General features: G+C 59.0%; 18 protein-coding genes. 9 read left to right on the top strand and 9 right to left on the bottom strand.

Annotation, left to right across the window (positions count from 1 at the left end):
• Nucleotides 1-161 precede the first annotated feature (161 nt).
• Genes FE702_RS11410 through FE702_RS11390 form a run of 5 tightly spaced genes read right to left on the bottom strand, consistent with a single transcriptional unit; the run spans nt 162 to nt 3,715 of the window.
• Nucleotides 162-917: a class II aldolase and adducin N-terminal domain-containing protein gene (locus FE702_RS11410; protein WP_147126432.1), complete on the bottom strand. Its 756-nt coding sequence runs from the start codon at nt 915-917 to the stop codon at nt 162-164.
• Between the two features lie 58 nt (nt 918-975).
• The gene (locus tag FE702_RS11405; protein ID WP_147126431.1) at nt 976-1,401 is read right to left on the bottom strand and encodes a VOC family protein; all 426 of its coding nucleotides are present in this window, start codon (nt 1,399-1,401) and stop codon (nt 976-978) included.
• Nucleotides 1,402-1,455: 54 nt separating this feature from the next.
• The gene (locus FE702_RS11400; RefSeq protein ID WP_147126430.1) at nt 1,456-2,265 is read right to left on the bottom strand and encodes a YdcF family protein; all 810 of its coding nucleotides are present in this window, start codon (nt 2,263-2,265) and stop codon (nt 1,456-1,458) included.
• A gap of 4 nt (nt 2,266-2,269) precedes the next feature.
• The gene (locus FE702_RS11395) at nt 2,270-2,695 is read right to left on the bottom strand and encodes an arsenate reductase family protein (RefSeq protein ID WP_147126429.1); all 426 of its coding nucleotides are present in this window, start codon (nt 2,693-2,695) and stop codon (nt 2,270-2,272) included.
• Between the two features lie 51 nt (nt 2,696-2,746).
• A complete protein-coding gene (locus FE702_RS11390; RefSeq protein ID WP_147126428.1) occupies nt 2,747-3,715 on the bottom strand; it encodes a DNA topoisomerase IB in 969 nt (322 codons plus the stop codon).
• 84 nt (nt 3,716-3,799) lie between these two features.
• Here FE702_RS11390 and ade point away from each other — a divergent pair, with 84 nt between their 5' ends.
• The 8 genes from ade (at nt 3,800) to FE702_RS11350 (ending at nt 10,726) form a co-directional block, all read left to right on the top strand.
• On the top strand, nt 3,800-5,608 hold the full coding sequence (gene ade, locus FE702_RS11385) for an adenine deaminase (RefSeq protein WP_147126427.1): 1,809 nt from the start codon (nt 3,800-3,802) through the stop codon (nt 5,606-5,608).
• A gap of 6 nt (nt 5,609-5,614) precedes the next feature.
• Nucleotides 5,615-7,099 (top strand): AMP nucleosidase, encoded by a 1,485-nt coding sequence (locus FE702_RS11380; RefSeq protein ID WP_147126426.1) that lies wholly within the window; start codon nt 5,615-5,617, stop codon nt 7,097-7,099.
• 147 nt (nt 7,100-7,246) lie between these two features.
• The gene (locus FE702_RS11375; RefSeq protein ID WP_147126425.1) at nt 7,247-7,534 is read left to right on the top strand and encodes an HU family DNA-binding protein; all 288 of its coding nucleotides are present in this window, start codon (nt 7,247-7,249) and stop codon (nt 7,532-7,534) included.
• Nucleotides 7,535-7,604: 70 nt separating this feature from the next.
• A complete protein-coding gene (locus tag FE702_RS11370) occupies nt 7,605-8,228 on the top strand; it encodes a LysE family translocator (RefSeq protein WP_147126424.1) in 624 nt (207 codons plus the stop codon).
• A 16-nt stretch (nt 8,229-8,244) separates the two neighbouring features.
• Entirely contained in the window at nt 8,245-8,613 is a 369-nt protein-coding gene (locus FE702_RS11365) for a VOC family protein (protein ID WP_147126423.1), read from the top strand.
• 3 nt (nt 8,614-8,616) lie between these two features.
• A complete protein-coding gene (locus FE702_RS11360; RefSeq protein ID WP_147126422.1) occupies nt 8,617-9,504 on the top strand; it encodes a DMT family transporter in 888 nt (295 codons plus the stop codon).
• A gap of 74 nt (nt 9,505-9,578) precedes the next feature.
• The gene (locus FE702_RS11355) at nt 9,579-10,292 is read left to right on the top strand and encodes a cytochrome c biogenesis CcdA family protein (protein WP_147126421.1); all 714 of its coding nucleotides are present in this window, start codon (nt 9,579-9,581) and stop codon (nt 10,290-10,292) included.
• Between the two features lie 17 nt (nt 10,293-10,309).
• Entirely contained in the window at nt 10,310-10,726 is a 417-nt protein-coding gene (locus FE702_RS11350) for a thioredoxin family protein (protein ID WP_147126420.1), read from the top strand.
• Between the two features lie 109 nt (nt 10,727-10,835).
• Here FE702_RS11350 and aroC read toward each other — a convergent pair whose 3' ends face one another.
• Both aroC and FE702_RS11340 read right to left on the bottom strand, forming a co-directional pair.
• Entirely contained in the window at nt 10,836-11,936 is a 1,101-nt protein-coding gene (gene aroC, locus FE702_RS11345) for a chorismate synthase (RefSeq protein WP_147126419.1), read from the bottom strand.
• 96 nt (nt 11,937-12,032) lie between these two features.
• Nucleotides 12,033-12,497, bottom strand: coding sequence for an Lrp/AsnC family transcriptional regulator (locus FE702_RS11340; protein WP_147126418.1), 465 nt, complete (start codon nt 12,495-12,497; stop codon nt 12,033-12,035).
• Between the two features lie 103 nt (nt 12,498-12,600).
• Between FE702_RS11340 and FE702_RS18790 the strand changes: the two genes are divergently transcribed.
• Nucleotides 12,601-12,840 carry a DUF6356 family protein gene (locus FE702_RS18790; protein WP_147126417.1) on the top strand — a complete coding sequence of 80 codons (240 nt, stop codon included), beginning with the start codon at nt 12,601-12,603 and terminating at the stop codon, nt 12,838-12,840.
• A gap of 97 nt (nt 12,841-12,937) precedes the next feature.
• Here FE702_RS18790 and FE702_RS11330 read toward each other — a convergent pair whose 3' ends face one another.
• Both FE702_RS11330 and FE702_RS11325 read right to left on the bottom strand, forming a co-directional pair.
• Entirely contained in the window at nt 12,938-13,756 is an 819-nt protein-coding gene (locus FE702_RS11330; RefSeq protein WP_186827063.1) for a cytochrome c1, read from the bottom strand.
• A gap of 12 nt (nt 13,757-13,768) precedes the next feature.
• The gene (locus FE702_RS11325; RefSeq protein WP_147126415.1) at nt 13,769-15,118 is read right to left on the bottom strand and encodes a cytochrome b; all 1,350 of its coding nucleotides are present in this window, start codon (nt 15,116-15,118) and stop codon (nt 13,769-13,771) included.
• Between the last annotated feature and the right edge of the window lie 7 nt (nt 15,119-15,125).

Genomic DNA, 15,125 nt, shown 5'->3' with positions numbered 1-15,125 from the left:
TTTTCGCACTGCACCGAGTGACATCTGTCATGAGTGCCGGCCCTAAACCCTTCTATGTTTTTAAAATACTCGCGCCGCAGGCCTAAATTGCCGCGAAGCGGCCCCCTTTGGTCACAGCCAGCGCATGCTGGCGAAGAGGGAGGCGGGCGGGACTGCCTTGGTCAACTGGCGTAGTTTGAGCCTTCCTCGTCCAGGATCGCCTTCAATTCTGTGAGGTGGCGTGTATCCTGATCTGGGTATTCCTCCAATTCGCGCGCGGTTTTTTCCGCAATATCGTCAGACAGCACGCGCAGAGGCTTTCCAGTCTGCAGGGCGAGGATATAGGTCATGCAAGCGCGCTCGAAGTAGTAGAGCCGGTTGAAGGTTTCGGCCACGGTATCGCCGATGACCATGATGCCGTGGTTGCCCATCACCATGACTTTCTTGCGCGGGTCGTCGAACAGTTGTGCGCAGCGCGCGCCTTCGTCCTCTAGTGCCAAACCGCCATAGTCACTGTCGACTACGATACGGTTGTAAAACGTGGCCGCGTTCTGATCGACGGGTGGCAATGTGCTATCCGCAAGGATCGCCAGCGCCGTGGCATAGGGCGAATGGACATGCATCGCGCAGCGGGCGTGCGCGCAATGGCGATGCAGCCCGCCATGCAGGCCCCAAGCAGTGATGTCCGGGGCGTCTGGTCCCTCCAGCGTCTTTGGATCGTTGGCATCCACTACAATCAGATCAGAGGCTTTGATCCGGCTGAAATGTACCTGGTTCGGGTTCATCAGGAACCGGGTGCCATCTTCGTTGATCGAAAGTGAAAAATGGTTCGCGACGGCCTCGTGCATATTCAGCCGCGCGGTCCAGCGAAACGCCGCCGCCATATCGACGCGTTCAGCCCAGTGATCCATGTTGGGGCGCAGGTTTGTGACGGTCATCGCATCCTCCGGTTTTTTCAGACCGTGTCGGCCCTGCGCCGGGTCTGCAAGACAAAACTCAGCCTTTCAGTTCTTGCGACGGGCACCAGCAATAGCCGTCGCGATCCAGAATGAAGGCTTCGCGCAGGCCATGAGGTTTGTCAGTTGCAGGTTCAAGGATCGTCCCACCGGCCGCTTCGGCCCGGGCGCAGGCTGCATCAGGGTCATTGCCATAGAGCCGAAATTCCGCGCCTGCCCCGCGTGGTGGGGACTCAGGCAATACGCTCAGCAAAGGGTGTTTGGCATAGGTTGCATCTGAATGCAGCTGCAGGACCGCTTGGCCCAAGGTCACGATGGCAAAGTCCTCGGTGACCTGAAACGCGCGCATGCCAAACACGTCTGACAGGAATACGGCGCTCTTTTTCACGTCCGTGACCAAGAGGTTCAGTCCGATTCCGCGCAGGCTCCGGCCAAAGGCATCAGCGTCGGTTGTTTCATAATCCATGATGAACCTCCAAAATGTCAGCAAGTCTGACCTTGTTGAGGCGCCCGATTCGGATCAAGCCGGTTGGCACAATTTTGGAACAAGCTCGGAGGACCGCCCTGTCACTCGATAGATGACCAGCCCTGTCCATGTTCGCGCGGCCAACGTCAGCGCGGCTAGGTTGCCTGCAAAGTTCCAAGTGGGCCACCGCCCCCTTGCCCCGCTGCGATAGTCGACGGGGTACGGGACAACCGACACCCCCAAGGCGCAGAAAATCCCGACGCTGCGGGGCATGTGATGCGCGCTTGTCACCAAAACCCAGTTCTGCTCCTCAGGGATGTCCAATATCGCCAGGATGTTTTGCGCGTTTTCATAGGTGTTGCGCGACGCGCCTTCGATCACGAACCGGTCCGCGTCAAAGCCAAGGGCGAGGGCATGGGTCAACCCGATATTGGGCCGATCACCGGATCGCAGCCTTGCGTCGCCCTTGCCGCCGCTCAGGACAACAGGCGCGTCAGGATGTGCACGCGCCAGAGCAAGCCCTGCCAGCAACCGCTCAGCACCTGCATTGGTGGCGGGTTGACCGAATAGTGCCTGGGCTTGGTGATCCTCAAACCCGCCGAGAATGATAATGCCATCCACGCGGTCAGGTGCGGGTCGCGGTGGAAAGGCGTCTTCCACGGGTGCAAGCAGCCATGCCCCGATTGGTAGAATGGTCAGAACCACAGAAAACGTCGCCGTAAACAGAATTATCCGCCGCAAAAGCCGCGTCCGGGATTTTGCCAGCGCCCATATACCGACGATCAGTCCCAGAACGATCCAGCTATCTGGCTTGATTAGTGTCCAACCAATCTTCGAGAGATAAAAGAACAGCGTGTCCTGCACGGGATCAGTCGGCGACCTTGTTGCCGTCTGCGTCGATCAAGAGGCTCCCGTCTTCTTTCTCATAGGGGCCTGTCGGCCACCGATCCAGCAGGTCCAGAACGACGCCAGAGGGACGACACAGGCGCACGCCCTTGCGGGTCGCCACGATGGGCCGGTTCACGAGGACAGGGTGGTCAAGCATATAGTCCAAAAGCACGTCGTTGGGCACGCTGGGGTCCAGAAGACCCAGCTCTTCAGCCGGGCTTTTTGTCGTGCGCAATGCGTCACGCGGTGACAGGCCAGCCGCTGCGAACAAGGCAAGCAACTGAGGTCGCGTCCAACCGGTGTCGAGGTATTCGATGATTGTCGGGCTGTAGCCCGCATCCTGAACAATGCGGACCACGTTTCCCGACGTGCCGCAGGCCGGGTTGTGATGAATGACAATATCCATGGGTTCGGCATGGGCGATCTGATTGCAGGCCGCAAGAAAAACCTAGGATGTTCACAAAAGCATCATGAGCGCTCGCTCGGCGCGGCGCAGGCCAGAGGGGGTTGAGGGCACTTCTGGCACGTCCGCATCGCAAAGCGCGATCACCGACGGGTGAATGTAGGAATTGCGTGCAATCGTGGGGGTGTTGTGCAGCCGCGTTGCGGCGGCCTCGGCCATGGCTGTGATCGTCGGACTTGGTTCCCGAAGCGCAACATCCATGGCAGCCACCGATCCCGCCCATGTGCGGAACGTTTTGGCCGTCAAATTACTCGCTCCTGTCGCGTCGCGCAGCCAGTCGTTGACCTGATCCGGCCCGATGCTGCGCGTGCCTTCCGGCGTCTCATAGGCCATCAATTCGGCACCGGAGAGGCTTTCAAGCTCTTCAAGCGCCTTTTGAAGCGTTGCGTCTTTCAGTGTCTTGTCGACGGATTGACCGCCTTTTCCGGTATAGCTGACGGCAATCCCGTCGCGGCCAAGAGTGACATGCTCGGTCCGCAGCGTGGTTGCGCCGTAGGTTTCGTTTTCCTCGGCGTAATCCGGTGTGCCGACGCGCAATGCGGCTCCGTCAATCAGGCGCAGGCAGGCGGCGATGGCAAAATCAGGAGTGTCGGTGTGTCCGTCAGTCAGGACCTTGTGGATGCGGCGGCGCAATGCCGGAAGCGCTGCACCGAAATCGGCAAGGTTGTCGAACTTGGCCGCAGCGCGATGTGCGGTCCAATCGGGGTGATAGCGGTATTGCTTGCGGGTGCGTGCATCCAGCCCGGTGGCCTGCAAATGTCCGTTGGTCTTTGGGCTGATCCAGACGTCTGAATAGGCGGGTGGCACGGCCAGTGCATTCAGGCGCTCGCGCTCTTTCGTATCATCGATGCGGGTGCCGTCTGGCGCACGGTAGCTCCAGCCGCGTCCAGCGCGGCGGCGTGTGATCCCCGGGCGATCATCGGGGTAATAGGTCAGCGAAGGGGGGAGGTCGGAGATCTGCATTGTGCCTAGGCAACGCCCCAACTTGCACTCGGGTTTCATGTGAATGTCACTTGCGGACGCGGCACCCCGGTGAAATGCTGAGCCATGGGACAGAACTCAACAGCATCACTTCAGACATGGGCACAGGTCGCGCCCACTTTGGTGGCGATTGCCGCAGGGCGCGCTGCAGCGGATCGCGTGATCCGTGGCGGCAAGGTCGTGAACGTCCACACCCGCGAAGTGCTTGATTGGGAGGTGGCGATAGCTGCCGGCCGCTTTGCCTATGTCGGGCCGGATGCCACCCACTGCATTGGTGCTGACACCGAGGTGATCAACGCCAACGGCTCTTATGTCATTCCCGGCCTTTGCGATGGTCACATGCATATCGAAAGCGGGATGCTGACCCCTGCCGAGTTTGCCGCCGCCGTGATCCCGCATGGCACGACGACGATGTTCACGGACCCGCATGAGATTGCCAATGTCATGGGGCTTGAGGGTGTGCGCCTGATGCATGACGAAGCGCTGATGCAGCCGGTGAATATCTTTACCCAAATGCCGTCCTGCGCGCCGTCCGCCCCGGGGCTTGAGACGACCGGATATGCTATCAGCGCTGAAGACGTGGAAGAGGCGATGGCGTGGCCCGGTATCATCGGGTTGGGCGAGATGATGAATTTCCCCGGTGTCGTTGCGGGTGACGCTCAGATGCTGGCCGAGATTGCTGCGACCCAGAATGCGGGCAAGACAGTGGGCGGCCACTACGCCAGTCCTGATCTTGGCCCGGCATTTCATGCCTACGCTGCTGGTGGTCCAGCGGATGATCATGAAGGGACAGGCGAAGCTGACGCGATCGCGCGCACGCGTCAGGGCATGCGCGCCATGATGCGGCTCGGGTCGGCTTGGTACGACGTCGAAAGCCAGATCACAGCGATTACCGAAAAGGGCATGGACCCGCGCAACTTCATCCTGTGTACGGACGACTGTCATTCCGGGACGCTGGTGAATGACGGTCATATGAACCGTGTCGTCCGCCATGCCATCGACTGTGGATGCGACCCGCTGATCGCTCTGCAAATGGCAACGATCAATACGGCGACGCATTTCGGACTGGAGCGAGAGCTAGGCTCAATCGCGCCAGGGCGGCGGGCCGATGTGATCCTGACCTCTGATCTGACGACCTTGCCGATTGACCATGTGATTGCGCGCGGCGTGGACGTGGCAAAGGATGGCAAGATCACCGTGGATTGCCCACATCTGGACTGGCCGGGCCATGCCCGCCAAACCGTGAATATGGGTCCAGATAAAACGGCACAGGATTTTGAGATTGCCGCGCCTGATGGGGCCAACCATGTCACCGCTCGTGTGATTGGGGTTGTCGAAAATCAGGCACCAACACAGGCATTGTCAGCCGACCTTCCGGTTCAGGATGGTCTTGTGGAAGCGCAGGGCGAGGTCTGCCAGATCGCGTTGGTTGAACGGCACAAGGCGACAGGCGGCGTGACAAATGCCTTTGTGTCGGGCTTTGGCTATAGCGGCGACATGGCCATTGCATCGACGGTGGCCCATGACAGCCATCACATGATTGTCGTCGGCACCGACCGCGCGCATATGGCAAAAGCCGCCAACCGTCTGGCCGACGTCGGCGGGGGCGTGACGGTCTGGAAAGACGGGAAAGAGATCGGCCTGGTCGAGCTACCCATCGCGGGCCTGATGTCAGACAGCCCCGCCGCAGAAGTCGCCGCCAAGGCGCAAGGCATTGTCGAAGCGATGGTGGCTTGTGGCTGCACGCTCAACAACGCCTACATGCAACACTCCCTGCTGGCACTTGTCGTGATCCCCGAACTGCGGATCAGCGACCTTGGGCTGGTTGACGTGCGCACGTTCGACACCGTGCCGCTCTTTGAAGATGTGAGATAACTGCCAATGAACTTCTCGGACCCGAACCTGCCGATTGTCACGCCTGATGCGATCCCGGCAGAACGTTTCAGTGACCCCAAGGCGGCGGTCGCGCGTCTGGAAGAGCTATACCATCAGGCCACCCAGTTCCTGTGCAAAGCCTTTACCGAGGCTTTTGCCCAAGATGGGCCAGAGGTGCGTTACCGGGCGTTTTACCCAGAGATCCGCATCACGACGACCAGCTTTGCATCCATCGACTCACGCCTGTCATTCGGCCACGTTTCCGAGCCGGGCACCTATGCCACGACGGTGACGCGCCCTGATTTGTTTCACAGCTATCTGGAACAGCAAATCGGTCTCTTGATCGAGAACCACGGTGTCGACGTTCAGATCGGCCCGTCCACGACACCAATGCCCGTCCACTTTGCCGTCGCAACGGATGATAACGTCGTTGTGCCACAAGAGGGAGCCGCGCCCTTTACCCTGCGGGATGTGTTCGACGTCCCCGATCTGAGCACGACGAACGATGAGATCGTGAATGGTTACGGGTTTCAGTACCCCGACGGGGCCGGGCCGCTGGCTCCATTCACGGCGCAACGCGTCGACTATTCGCTTGCGCGTCTTGCGCATTACACCGCGACGAATGCAGAGCATTTCCAGAACCACGTCCTGTTCACGAACTATCAGTTCTACGTCGAAGAGTTCGAGACCTATGCCCGCGCTCAACTGGCCGACCCGAACAGCGGCTACACCAGCTTTGTCGCGACGGGAAATCAGGAAATCACCGCCCATGACGGTGAGATCGTGATGCCCGCCAAGATGCCGCAAATGCCGACATACCACCTCAAGCGGGAGAACGGCGCAGGGATCACTCTGGTCAATATCGGCGTGGGTCCTTCGAACGCAAAGACCGCCACCGATCACATCGCAGTCCTGCGCCCGCATGCGTGGTTGATGGTGGGCCACTGCGCCGGGCTGCGGAACTCGCAGTCCTTGGGTGACTTCGTTCTGGCCCATGCCTACCTGCGAGAAGATCACGTATTGGATGATGACCTGCCTGTCTGGACTCCGATCCCGGCGCTGGCTGAAATCCAGACCTCGCTGGAACAGGCCGTCGCGCAGGTCAGCGGGCTAGAGGGCTACGAGCTCAAACGTCTGATGCGCACCGGGACTGTTGCCACTATCGACAACCGTAATTGGGAATTGCGCGACCAATCCGGTCCCGTGCAGCGTCTGTCTCAGTCCCGGGCCATCGGCCTCGATATGGAAAGCGCGACCATCGCCGCCAATGGGTTCCGGTTCCGCGTCCCATATGGAACGCTGCTCTGTGTGTCTGACAAACCGCTCCATGGTGAGCTGAAACTGCCGGGCATGGCGACCGATTTCTACAAGACGCAAGTTGCGCGTCACCTGCAGATCGGCATTCGCGCGATGGAGATCCTGAGGGAAATGCCACTGGAGCGGATTCACAGCCGGAAATTGCGTTCCTTTGAGGAAACCGCGTTCCTCTGATCGGAATTCACGACCAATCGGGGCGATTTGAGGCCAAAAACCTCAATAAATGCCATCTTTTCTTGCACAAATTGTTGTGTGGTCACACCATATGCGGGTAACGTTTCGCGACAAGGTCCCAAGATTTGGGCAGTGAAGGAGAAGAAAATGACCAAACCGCTGACAAAGACCCAACTGGTCGCCGCGCTGGCCGAAGAGATGGGTACCGACAAAAAAGCTGCTGGTGGCGCGCTGGACGCCGTCTGCGCCCTGATCACCCGCGAAGTTTCGGGCGGTGGTGCTGTGACCCTGCCAGGTGTTGGTAAAATCTATTGCCGCGAACGCCCAGAGCGTATGGTTCGCAACCCGGCCACCGGCGAAACCATGCAAAAGCCTGCCGACAAGGTCGTGAAAATGACCATCGCAAAGGCGCTGAAAGACAGCGTCAACGGCTAAGCTGCCGCGAAGAAATCGCACATCAGGGCCGCCATCGTGCGGCCCTTTCCTTTTTGACGGAGCCTGATCCATGGACCCGATCCTTTTGTGGGCCTTTATCGGCACAACGCTGGTCTTCACCCTTGTTCCCGGTCCCTCAGTGGCCCTTGCCTCGGCGCAGGCGGTGCGGTTTGGGAAGCGCGCGGCTTTCATCACGGTTGCAGGCGACGCCTTGGGCACCGTCGTTCATATCGTGATCGCGACGCTGGGTTTGCACATCCTGATCGGTCTGTCCGAGGCGGTGCTGCCGTGGTTGCAGGTGGCTGGCGGCGTCTATCTGTTTTGGTTGGCGTTCCAAAGCCTGCGCACCCATGGGGCAAACGACGGGCACGGCGCCGTCCACCCTGCCCACAAGGCGACGTTCTGGACTGGCTTTTTTGCCTGCGTGACAAACCCCAAGGCGATTGCGTTTTTCGTGGCCCTGTTTCCCGGGTTCATTTCGCCCGAACACCCGATCATGTTCCAAGCCTTCGTCTATGGCGTAATCTTCCTGCTGTTGGATGCGGCCTTGATCCTTGCCTATGCGTTGGCCGCCGAAGCCACCTTCCGCCGAATTGCCAAACGCTGGATCAGTGTCGAGGCATTGAGCGCGTTGGGGCTTGCCGGGGTTGGGCTTGGCATGATCATTAAAGGCTGGCGCGAAATTCCGCGCTGACGGATCGGGGCATCGGATGGGACAGGTACTTGGCATCGGCGGCGTCTTTATCCGGGCCAAAGACCCCAAGGCGATGACGGCATGGTACGCACGACATCTGGGCATACCAGACGGGGAGCAAGGGTTCTGGCAGGCAGCCGGTGGTCCCACCGTGATCGCGCAGTTTTCCGAGACCACTGATTACTTCCCGACCGATCAGAGGGTGATGCTGAACCTGCGTGTCGATGATCTGGACGCCGTCACCACGCGACTGCAATCCGAAGGTATTGAGGTGCGATTCAATCCCGATTGGGACGAAGATGGCAGCTTTGGGCGCTTTGCCCGTATCCATGACCCCGAAGGCAATGCCATCGAGTTGTGGGAACCCGCAGCGGAGCATCGCTGATCCATGGATGTTCGTGCGCTCGCCATGGGGCTGTTCTTTGCCCTGATGTGGTCGTCGGCCTTCACGTCGGCCCGCATCATCGTCGCAGAGGCGCCACCCATGTTGATCTTGTCGCTCCGCTTCCTGATTTCGGGTCTAATCGGCTGTGGGCTGGCTCTTGCGCTGGGGCAGTCCATGCGTCTGACACGGGCGCAGTGGCGGGCGACCATCATCTTTGGTGTCTGTCAGAACGCGATTTATCTGGGCCTGAACTTTGTCGCGATGCAGTGGGTCGAGGCCTCTCTGGCGGCAATCATTGCATCGACCATGCCACTGCTCGTGGCTTTCGCGGGCTGGGTGATCTTTCGCGAAAAGGTGGCTGCGCTAGGATTGCTGGGCCTTGTCATGGGCACCGCCGGAGTCGCGCTGATCATGGGCATCCGCCTGACGGGGGGCGCGGATCTGTTGGGCGTGGTTTTTTGTGTCTTGGGTGTCATTGCTCTCACTGCTGCGACCCTTTCACTGCGCGCGGCCTCGTCGGGGGGCAATTTCCTGATGATTGTCGGCTTGCAGATGTTGGTCGGTTCTGTGGTGCTGGCTGTTCCCGGTTTCGCGTTTGAGACTTGGGAGGTGACTTGGTCGCCCACTCTAACCGCTGCCTTTGCCTATACCACCCTGATCCCCGGTCTTGCGGCGACACTGATCTGGTTCCGTTTGGTCGACCGCATTGGCGCCGTCAAAGCTGCAACCTTCCATTTTCTGAACCCGTTTTTCGGTGTTGCCATTGCGGCCCTGCTCTTGGGCGAGGCGCTGGGTGCATTGGATATCCTTGGCGTGATCGTCATCACGGCAGGTATTCTCGCTGTGCAGATATCGCGCCAATCGCGCCAATCGCGTCGTCCGTACACGTGAACCCCACGGCGAGTTGATGGACTGAAACCTGATAACGGCTGACGTGCAGTCGGTTTTGGGCCATGAATGCCGCCATGGATTTGGTATTCGCATATCTCGCCGGGCTTCTGACGCTGATAAACCCCTGCGTTTTGCCTGTGCTGCCTATTGTTCTCGCGACCGCCTTGCAGGCGTCGAAATGGGGACCGGTGGCGATGGCTGGCGGTATGAGCGTCGCCTTTGTGGCGCTGGGCGTGGGCGTTGCTGCGTTCGGGCGCAGCCTTGGCATTGATGAAAGCATGATCGCGAATGCGGGCGCAGTGCTGATGATTGCCTTTGGGCTGGTACTGCTCGTGCCCCGCTTCTCTGCCAGCTTTGCGACCGCGACAGGGGGATTTGCCGACCGCGCGGATGCGGGGCTGGACGATCTCGACCGTTCATCGCTGCGGGGACAGTTTTTGGGCGGGATGCTGCTTGGCGCGGTGTGGAGCCCATGCGTGGGTCCGACACTGGGCGGTGCGATCGCCTTGGCATCAACCGGTGAAAATCTGGGTTGGGCGACAGCGGTCATGATCAGCTTTGCCTTGGGCGTCAGCACGATCATCCTCGCTTTGGGCTATGGGGCGCAGTCTGCGCTTCGGTCGCGCGCGGCCTTCATGCGCAGGATCGCATCTTCGGCGCGTCCGATTATGGGTGTCATTCTTGTGCTGGTGGGCGTCGGCATCCTCTTCAAGGTTCACCACATGATCGAAATCTGGGCGATTCAGGCTTTGCCCTACTGGTTCCAGGACCTGTCGGTTCGCTTCTAATGAAAGGGAGACATTCCATGAAACGTCGCAACTTCCTGATGGCCGCTGCCATGGCCACCGTTTTGCCAATGGCTGCGCTGGCCAATGACACGATGGTGCAATACGAGGACGGGCTTGTGAAAGAGCGTTTGGCCGCTGGCGAGACCGTTTTCATCGAGGTTGGCACCGACTGGTGCACCACCTGTGCTTCGCAGAAACGCACCATCGCCGCGCTGCGCGACGACAACGCCGCCTACGACGAAGCGATCACGTTCGTCTACATGGATTGGGATATCTACAAAAGCAGCGATCTGGCGACGGAACTTGGCATCCCACGTCGTTCAACCCTTGTTGCGCTCAGCGGTGACGCAGAACTCGGCCGCATCGTGGCGGGCACAAGCAGATCGGATATTCAGGCGCTGATGGACACTGCCCTGTCTGCTGCAACAAGCTGAGCCGTTTCGACAGATTGAGTATTTTTGAAACATAGAAGGACGGAGCTCGGCGCCTCTCCTTCTATGTTTTGGCAAATACTCGCGCCGCAGGCATGACCGGAACGGTCATTCAGCCAATCGTGCCGCGATTTGATCCGATTTGACCACGATGCAGCAGCAAGTGGTCTAGGATCACGCAGGCCATCATCGCTTCACCCACAGGAACAGCGCGAATGCCAACGCAGGGGTCGTGGCGGCCCTTGGTGATGATCTCGGTGTCCTCACCGGTTTTTGTGATGGTCTTGCGTGTTGTCAGAATGGACGAGGTCGGTTTGACCGCAAAACGCACCACCACATCCTGACCGGTCGAAATGCCACCAAGTATGCCGCCCGCGTGGTTGGATGAATATTCCGGGCCGTCCGGTCCCATCGTGATCTCATCGGCATTTGCCTCGCCCGTCAGGGCTGCTGCCGCCATACCTTCCCCGATTTCGACGCCTTTGACGGCGTTGATGCTCATCATAGCGGCGGCAAGATCGGTATCCAACTTGCCATAGATCGGCGCGCCAATCCCTGCGGGGACGCCACGTGCGACGACCTCGATTACCGCTCCGACCGAGTTTCCGGATTTGCGCAGGTCATCGAGATACTGCGCCCAGTCTTCGGCCGCCTGTGCATCCGGGGTCCAGAACGGATTCTGATCGATCTGCTCCCAATCGATCCGGTCGCGATCAATTCCGTGTGGACCCATCTGGGTCATGTAGCCTTTGATCTCAACGCCCGGCGCAATTTGTTTGATAGCTTCACGCGCGAGACCACCGGCCGCCACGCGCGCTGCGGTTTCACGCGCCGAGGACCGACCGCCTCCGCGATAGTCACGGATGCCGTATTTCTGGAAATAGGTGATGTCGGCGTGACCGGGACGGAACTTGTCCATGATGTCGCCGTAATCCTTGGAGCGCTGATCGGTGTTTTCGATCATCAACTGCACTGGCGTGCCGGTTGTCTGACCTTCGAATACACCGGACAGGATCTTCACCTGATCGGGTTCACGGCGCTGGGTCGTGTATTTGTTTTGACCGGGTTTCCGCTTGTCCAGCCAGTGCTGGATCATCGCCTCGTCGATCGCCACGCCGGGGGGGCAACCATCGACCGTTGCGCCCAATGCAGGCCCATGGCTTTCGCCCCATGTGGTGACACGAAACAGATGTCCAAAGCTGTTCAGGCTCATGCAGGCGCTCCCTTGTTCAGATGCAGGCTTTATCTTTCACGCGCCTGCGCAGCAAGGCGTAGAGATGTGGCCAATACACGCGTGCCAGTCCGTAGGTCAGAGGATCGGAACCTCGGTGGTGTCGATCAGGTCATCCATGACAAAGCTGGCGGAAATATCGCTTATTGAAATTTTCGAGACCAAGCGCTGATAGAAGCGGTCGTAATCCGCGATGTCCGCCAATCGGACGCGCAGCACGTAGTCGAGGTCACCGGTCATACGATGGGCGCTCTGGACTTCCGGAAGACCGCTCAGCGCCTTTTGAAAGTTCTGGTTCCAGGCGCTGTCGTGTTGGTCAGTCCGGATCAAGACAAAGGCCGTCAGAGGCATTCCCACCTTGCGAGCATCGATCAGGGCAACACGTCCCCGGACGACGCCAGATTGTTCAAGCTGTTTGACCCGCCGCCAACAGGCATTGCGCGATAGATGAACGCGTTCGGACAGGTCGTCCATGCTGAGGGAGGCATCCTTTTGCAGGGTGCGCAGTATCGCCTTATCAAAATCATCAAATTCATAGGTCATGTTGAGATGGTGTCCCAAGTCTTGAGCGATTTTCAAGAAATTTGGGACATATTCATTGTGAGGACCATGCAGTGTGACGGCACCTTCAACTCACGGGGACCTCATGCAAACAACGTCAAGAAATACAGCGTCTCGGGTCGGCTGGTTTACGGCCCATCCCGCGTCAGTCGGGGAAAGCTACTGGGAACATGCGCGTTTTGCGTTTCGCTTCTCGACTAGATTGCTGGTCGCTGCGGGCGCAGCGGCTGTTCATGCTGTGTTTCCATGGCTTTGTGAATCAACAGCCAGCCGCGCTGTACGGGCGATGGCTGTTGAGCTTGAGGCGCGGCACAGGACGCACTGATTGCTGTATTCCGGTCGCGTCGCCGATCCGGCCTGTGCCCAAAAAAGAAACGCGGTCCAGAGGGACCGCGTTTCGCATTTCACAGTAGGCTAAAGCTTTACTCAGCCGGTGTCGCCGCGCCCTTGGCGCGCGCTTTCACGGGGGCCCAGAGACGTTTGTTGGTCAGATAGAGCAGAACCGACAGAACCGCGAGGAAGATGAAGCCTGCAAGGCCAGCTTCTTTGCGGGCCATCAGCTTTGGCTCAGCGGTCCACATCAGGAATGCCGACACATCCAATGCCGCCTGTTCAAGAGTGGCCTCGGTGCCGTCTTCGTAGAACACGTCATCGCCATAGAGTGGTGGTGCCATCGAAATCCAGCCGCCTGGATAGGCTTTGTTTTCGTACAGGATGACACCCGCTTCTTCTTTTTCCTCACCGGTGTATCCGGTCAGAAGCGAAGCGATGTATTCAGAGCCACCCATGCCGTTGAACAGCTGGGCCAGACCTGTGCCATATGGACCCGAGAAGCCAGCACGTGCTTTTGCCATCAGAGACAAGTCAGGTGCGTTCGACAGGGCAGACTCCGGGAAGTGATCCGTTGGCACGGCGGGGCGGAAGTCGCCTTCACCGTCAAACAGGGTCGGATCCCAGATTTCGTAGAATTCGGCGTATGCGCGAACCTGATCCTCTGGCAGGTGCGGGCCACCTTCGTCGCCCAGTGTGCGGAATGGAACGAATTTCATCCCGTGGCACGCTGAACAGACTTCGGTGTAGACCTGCAGACCGCGTTGCAGCTGGTTCTCGTCAAAGCGACCAAAAGGTCCCTCGAACGAGAATTGGTAGTCCGTGACTTCCCCGGCCCCACCGGCAGCGAATGCGCTACCGGTGCTCAGGCCAAGAACAACAGCCGTTGAGAGTACTAGTTTTTTCAACATCTGTATGTGTCCTTATTCGGCAGGCGTTGCGACGCCGTCAGCCATGCCACCAGTTTTGCCTTTGGCAATTTTGGCGTTGAAGTCGTCTTCAATGGTGGCCGGTGGCGTCGTCGGTTTCTCGATCACACCCAGAAGCGGAAGGATGACCAGGAAGTAGGCGAACCAGTAGGTCGAACCGAGCAGCGAGAGCGAAGCATATGGCTCTTCTGCTGGCATGGCACCCAGCCACATCAGGAAGATGAAGTCGGCGACAAGGATCCAGAACCACCACTTGAACATCGGGCGATAGCGGCCAGAACGCACGTTCGATGTGTCGAGCCATGGTGCAAGCGCCATAACCGCAATCGCACCAAACATCGCAAGCACACCAAAGAAGGCTGCGTCGATGATGCCACCGGTGATCCAGCTTGCGAACATCACGATCCAGACATCAGCCGTGAAGGCACGCAGGATGGCGTAGAACGGTAGGAAGTACCATTCAGGCACGATGTGTGCAGGCGTCGCCAGCGGGTTTGCCTCGATGTAGTTATCGGGGTGGCCCAGGTAGTTTGGCATGAAGCCAACGATGGCAAAGAACACCAGAAGGATGATCGCCAGGGCGAACAGGTCCTTGATCACGAAGTAGGGCCAGAACGGCAGCGTGTCGCGCTCGGCTTCTTCCTTGGATGTGCGGCGGACTTCAACACCGGTTGGGTTGTTGTTGCCGGTGGTGTGGAACGCCCAGATGTGGACGATCACGAGACCTGCAATCACAAACGGCAGCAGATAGTGCAGCGAGAAGAAGCGGTTCAGCGCGGGCTGACCCACAGCCGATGCACCCAGCAGCCATGTTTGCAGCGCTTCACCCACGAACGGGATCGCACCAAACAGACCGGTAATCACGGCAGTCCCGTGGAACGACATCTGACCCCATGGCAGAACGTAGCCCATGAACGCAGTGCCCATCATCAGCAGGTAAATCAGCATGCCGATGATCCATGTCACCTCACGAGGTGCCTTGTAGGACCCGTAGTACAGGCCGCGGAAGATGTGCGCATACACAGCAACAAAGAACAGCGATGCGCCGTTCATGTGCAGGTAGCGGATCATGTGACCGCCGTTCACGTCACGCATGATGTGCTCGACCGAGGCAAACGCCATGTCGACATGTGGCACATAATGCATCACGAGGACGACGCCGGTGATGATCTGCAGTGCAAGACAGAAAGTCAGGACGATGCCCCAGATCCACATCCAGTTCAGGTTCTTGGGTGTGGGGATCATCAGTGTGTCATACAGAAGCCCGATGATCGGCAGGCGCTTTTCCATGCCTTTCGTAAAATCGGTCTTCGGTTCGTAGTGGTCGTGCGGAATTCCAGACATTCAGTTG

The sequence above is a fragment of the Shimia ponticola genome (genome assembly GCF_007995215.1).
Lineage (GTDB): Bacteria > Pseudomonadota > Alphaproteobacteria > Rhodobacterales > Rhodobacteraceae > Shimia_B > Shimia_B ponticola.
This window is presented reverse-complemented; position numbering and strand designations above follow the sequence as displayed.

What these genes read in the sequence shown, in the direction of transcription:
- FE702_RS11410 (WP_147126432.1), bottom strand. Translation starts at nt 917, where the DNA reads ATGACCGTCACAAACCTGCGCCCCAACATGGATCACTGGGCTGAACGC.
- FE702_RS11405 (WP_147126431.1), bottom strand. Translation starts at nt 1,401, where the DNA reads ATGGATTATGAAACAACCGACGCTGATGCCTTTGGCCGGAGCCTGCGC.
- FE702_RS11395 (WP_147126429.1), bottom strand. Translation starts at nt 2,695, where the DNA reads ATGGATATTGTCATTCATCACAACCCGGCCTGCGGCACGTCGGGAAAC.
- FE702_RS11390 (WP_147126428.1), bottom strand. Translation starts at nt 3,715, where the DNA reads ATGCAGATCTCCGACCTCCCCCCTTCGCTGACCTATTACCCCGATGAT.
- ade (WP_147126427.1), top strand. Translation starts at nt 3,800, where the DNA reads ATGGGACAGAACTCAACAGCATCACTTCAGACATGGGCACAGGTCGCG.
- FE702_RS11380 (WP_147126426.1), top strand. Translation starts at nt 5,615, where the DNA reads ATGAACTTCTCGGACCCGAACCTGCCGATTGTCACGCCTGATGCGATC.
- FE702_RS11375 (WP_147126425.1), top strand. Translation starts at nt 7,247, where the DNA reads ATGACCAAACCGCTGACAAAGACCCAACTGGTCGCCGCGCTGGCCGAA.
- FE702_RS11370 (WP_147126424.1), top strand. Translation starts at nt 7,605, where the DNA reads ATGGACCCGATCCTTTTGTGGGCCTTTATCGGCACAACGCTGGTCTTC.
- FE702_RS11365 (WP_147126423.1), top strand. Translation starts at nt 8,245, where the DNA reads ATGGGACAGGTACTTGGCATCGGCGGCGTCTTTATCCGGGCCAAAGAC.
- FE702_RS11360 (WP_147126422.1), top strand. Translation starts at nt 8,617, where the DNA reads ATGGATGTTCGTGCGCTCGCCATGGGGCTGTTCTTTGCCCTGATGTGG.
- FE702_RS11355 (WP_147126421.1), top strand. Translation starts at nt 9,579, where the DNA reads ATGGATTTGGTATTCGCATATCTCGCCGGGCTTCTGACGCTGATAAAC.
- FE702_RS11350 (WP_147126420.1), top strand. Translation starts at nt 10,310, where the DNA reads ATGAAACGTCGCAACTTCCTGATGGCCGCTGCCATGGCCACCGTTTTG.
- aroC (WP_147126419.1), bottom strand. Translation starts at nt 11,936, where the DNA reads ATGAGCCTGAACAGCTTTGGACATCTGTTTCGTGTCACCACATGGGGC.
- FE702_RS11340 (WP_147126418.1), bottom strand. Translation starts at nt 12,497, where the DNA reads ATGACCTATGAATTTGATGATTTTGATAAGGCGATACTGCGCACCCTG.
- FE702_RS18790 (WP_147126417.1), top strand. Translation starts at nt 12,601, where the DNA reads ATGCAAACAACGTCAAGAAATACAGCGTCTCGGGTCGGCTGGTTTACG.
- FE702_RS11330 (WP_186827063.1), bottom strand. Translation starts at nt 13,756, where the DNA reads ATGTTGAAAAAACTAGTACTCTCAACGGCTGTTGTTCTTGGCCTGAGC.
- FE702_RS11325 (WP_147126415.1), bottom strand. Translation starts at nt 15,118, where the DNA reads ATGTCTGGAATTCCGCACGACCACTACGAACCGAAGACCGATTTTACG.